We start from the raw sequence: 4205 nt of genomic DNA, 5'->3' as shown, positions 1-4205 counted from the left end.
GTCGGGAATGCGACCTGCTACCGTATCTGGGTTGGCAAGATTTGTGAGGGAGCAATGACTTGCCCAAGACAGCGCTGGTGCAGATTGGTTTTTCCTTAAAACCGTCAGGCACCATCTACTTCTTCTATTTACGCAAGAAAGCAAGTGCAACGAAACTTACTCTGAAAAGAGAGTAATAAGTGAATGCCAACTGATGCAAATAAGGCTATGCATCTCAAATCAGATTCAAGCACTAGTTAGGTACTTGCTCGGTTGGCACCGCAGGCAGAGCGGCGCCACTTTTCGTTGTTGCAAGCGCAAAAGTGGGTCGATCCATCTGAACTCCGCGAAAAATTGAAAGCAAAACCCTAATATTTTTGCGTTTTCAACAATTGTTTGCTTTTATCAGATAGATTTTTCAACAATCTCAACTGAAGGAGGCAGACAGAAATGCGAAGAATATTCAGCTTTTTAACTGCGTTGGAAAACTCTCCGGCCTGCAGTTGCCGTGAAGAAGCATTTCAACTGGTTAAGAAGCTCTGGGTTGAAGCCAATCTGAGCATGCATGCCAGCCAGGAAGTTCTCACTGCCATCCGCACTCTGGAGCTTGACGAAGCCCATGGCTGGGTAGACCTGGATCGTGATCCTTGCTACTTACCCAACGTTCAGGAAAGCGATGTCCGACTTTACTTGCACAACGACGGCACCATCGTCATTCAGCGCATGGAGCTTGGCGTGCACCCGATTCTTTTGTTCAAACTGGGCTGCGGTCGACCTTTGAAGAAGAGATCGGCAGAGCATCTTGCTGCCACTACAGACGAATCCATCTAGCTCACTTCTCTCACCCAATTGGTACATGGATGTAGTCGTTTTGACCACCCCGGCATTTGAACAGTGACTACTGACATATGACGGCCTTCGTCCGAGGATAAACCTTCGTTCAATTGAATGGAGGATGACCATGGCGAAGTCGAAAGCACCCGCAAAAGCTGCAGATCTCAAAGAGACTTTGGGCAATGCGGGTGAATTGCAGCAGCAAGCTGACAAAGCACACCCAACTCTCACCACCCAGCAAGGCATTGCAGTTGCAGACAACCAAAACTCATTGCGTGCCTATGAACGTGGTCCCACATTGCTTGAAGACTTTATTCTTCGAGAAAAAATCACCCACTTCGACCATGAACGCATCCCTGAGCGCATCGTCCACGCCCGTGGCACTGCTGCCCATGGCTACTTTGAACTGACAGACTCGCTTGCCGAATTCACCACAGCCAAGGTACTCACTCAAACTGGCAAGCGCACCCCCATTTTTGTGCGTTTGTCCACCGTCGCAGGGGGAGCCGGATCGGTTGACACCCCACGTGATGTCCGAGGCTTTGCCATCAAGTTCTATACAGAGGAAGGCAACTGGGACTTGGTGGGTAACAACATTCCTGTTTTCTTCATCCAGGATGCGATGAAGTTTCCCGACCTGGTCCACGCAGTGAAGATGGAGCCTGACAGAGGTTTCCCGCAAGCCGCATCCGCCCACGATACGTTCTGGGACTTCATCTCTTTGATGCCCGAGTCCATGCACATGATCATGTGGGCTATGAGCGATCGTGCCATTCCACGCAGCCTGCGCATGATGGAAGGCTTTGGGGTGCACAGCTTCCGGCTCATCAACACAGCCGGTGAAAGCACCTTCGTGAAATTCCACTGGCGTCCGGAGCTGGGCATCCAGTCCACCGTATGGGATGAAGCGCTCAAGTTGCAGGCTGCAGACAATGACTTCCACCGACGCGACCTATTTGAAGCTATCGAGTCGGGCAACGCACCGGCGTGGGAGCTTTTTGTTCAGCTGTTCAGCGAAGAAGAGGCGGCGCAGCTTCCCTACGACCACCTTGACCCCACCAAGATCATTCCCGAAGAAATCATCCCACTGCGCAAGATCGGGCGTTTTGTGCTTGACCGCTGGCCAGACAATTTCTTTGCCGAAACCGAACAGGTCGCTTTCTGCCCGGCCAATGTTCCACCAGGAATTGACTTCTCCAATGACCCTCTGCTCCAGGGCCGTCTGTTCTCATACCTTGATACACAGCTGTCACGCCTGGGAGGACCCAATTTTTCCCAGATCCCCATCAATGCGCCCAAATGCCCGTTTGCCAACAACCAACGTGACGGGCACATGCAAATGCATATTCCCAAAGGCCGTGTCGCTTACGAGCCCTCAAGTCTCCAACCCGATAGCCCGCGAGCATCCATGGAGCGAGGATTCAAGTCTTTTACGGAAACTTCCAATGGCAGCAAGGGACGCCTGCGCCCCGAAAGCTTTGCCGACCATTACAGCCAGGCACGCATGTTCTATCGAAGCCAAACAAAGATTGAGCAGGCCCACATTGCCAGTGCGTTGGTGTTTGAGCTGTCCAAGGTGCAGACACCGCATGTCCGCACCGCCGTTGTCAGCCACCTGCTGGTCATCGACAAGAATCTGGGTGAACGGGTTGCCACCGGTCTTGGACTTGCAGAAATACCCGCACCAGCAACACCGACCGTGGCACCAATGGATCTTGAACCGAGTCCAGCCACAGCCATCATCCCCCGCATGAAACCAACACTGCAAGGCCGCTGTGTTGCCATCCTGGTCGATGATGGATCAAACGCGAAAAGCATCGGTGCACTGCGCGCAGCCATTGAGGCAGAAAAAGCCACGGTCAAAATCATCGCACCAAAAATTGGAGGAGCCACGCTGAGCGACGGCAAACATTTGGCTGCCGATGGGCAACTGGCTGGTTCTCCTTCGGCACTATTTGATGCCGTAGCCTCGGTGCTGCCCATCGAATCCGGGGAAAAATTGTCGAAAGATGCCGCAGCGCAAGACTGGTTCCGAGACGCTTTCGGGCATCTCAAAGCCGTCGCTGCGTGCAAGGGAACCCAAGCCATCCTCAAGGCTGCAGGCGTGAAACCTGACAAAGGCTTCTTCGATCCGGAAGATGTTGCAAACTTTGTAGAGGGTGCCAAATATCGCTACTGGGATCGTGAACCGAAGATCCGAACCTTGGCCTGACAAAGACCGCAATACACAGCCCGCGCATGCGGGCTTTTTTGTTCATTTCCAATTCCTGGAGATGAAAATCCGCAGAAACTATAGCAACATGACTTCTATTTTCAGTACTCCAAAGACGGCAGATCTTATCTGCCAATAACCCTGCCAGCCCCTAACGTCAACGGTCTGCGGGCCTACAGAATGGTTCAAGTAGCTGTTTCAACATTGACGCATGCGAGCACTCCTGCTCGCTGTTCACCATCAAGGAGTAAGCTATGAATCAGCAGCCCAATCATCAAAGCGACGTGAACCAGAAGACCGGCCAGAACCAAGTGAACCAGGATCCGCAAAAGCAACAGCAGCAGCAGCAAAATCCGAATCAATGGCAACCAGGCCAGCAATCCAACCAGCCGGGTCAGCAACAGCAGCAAAGCCCTAATCAGCCACAGCCTGGACAGCAGACCCATCGTCCGGGACAGCAAGAACAGCAAAATCCCAACCAGCGCCAGCCTGGTCAAAGCCCAGGCCAGCAACAGCAACCCGATCAGGCCCGCTAAAGGCTTGCTTCGGAAAGCAACCGCTAACCGTTGGTTCCAGGTATGAAGGCTCAGAAGCATTCCGAAAGCCAATGGGTTTTAACCCGTCATTGGCGGGTTTTTTTGACTTTTTCTTTTGCTCAAGGAGTGAAGGTGAGTGCAAAAAATCCCCGGATCAATCCCTGAAGACGAAGATATGGACCCTGTGGGAAAGCCGGTACCCTGGGAAGGATCTCCCTGATCTGGATGTAGAACCTGACATCGAGGTCCACCCTGAGGCAGAGCGCGTGCTCCAGCCAGCACCGCCTGACGATGAAGAAATCCTGCCATTCCTTCCTTGCGTCACCCTCCAACAATGCAACGCATACAGCTGCTGTTACGCAATTTTGTGCCGTTGCCTCTCAAGGCTTGCAGTGGTTAGGCAAGTGCCTCGAACGTCTGCACCAGGCTGCAAGGCTACTTTCGTACTTTCATCTTCGCACCTCGGAAAAGGTCAGTTCCGCAGTGGAAGTGATTTCGTACACAGCCATGCAGCAATTTCCGTGGTTCGCCTCAGACTGGATGCATGCAACTAAGAGCTGCTAACACTACCCAGCAAACCGAAGGTTTGCGATTGAGACGAGGCGTGAAGCCGCAGGCAGTACTGGCGGACGACAAGGCGAAGT

General features: G+C 52.7%; 3 protein-coding genes. 2 read left to right on the top strand and 1 reads right to left on the bottom strand.

Annotated features, from left to right (window positions below; all coding sequences use genetic code 11):
* Positions 1-429 precede the first annotated feature (429 nt).
* Both QEP11_RS12860 and QEP11_RS12855 read left to right on the top strand, forming a co-directional pair.
* A complete protein-coding gene (locus tag QEP11_RS12860; protein WP_284337054.1) occupies positions 430-810 on the top strand; it encodes a hypothetical protein in 381 nt (126 codons plus the stop codon).
* A 130-nt stretch (positions 811-940) separates the two neighbouring features.
* Complete coding sequence (locus QEP11_RS12855) at positions 941-3025, top strand: catalase (RefSeq protein ID WP_284337053.1); 2085 nt, start codon at positions 941-943, stop codon at positions 3023-3025.
* Positions 3026-3210: 185 nt separating this feature from the next.
* On the opposite strand, the gene QEP11_RS12850 is transcribed toward QEP11_RS12855, so the two are convergent.
* A complete protein-coding gene (locus tag QEP11_RS12850) occupies positions 3211-3621 on the bottom strand; it encodes a hypothetical protein (RefSeq protein WP_284337052.1) in 411 nt (136 codons plus the stop codon).
* Between the last annotated feature and the right edge of the window lie 584 nt (positions 3622-4205).

The sequence above is a fragment of the Comamonas halotolerans genome, from assembly GCF_030162935.1.
GTDB lineage: Bacteria > Pseudomonadota > Gammaproteobacteria > Burkholderiales > Burkholderiaceae_C > Comamonas > Comamonas halotolerans.
This window is presented reverse-complemented; position numbering and strand designations above follow the sequence as displayed.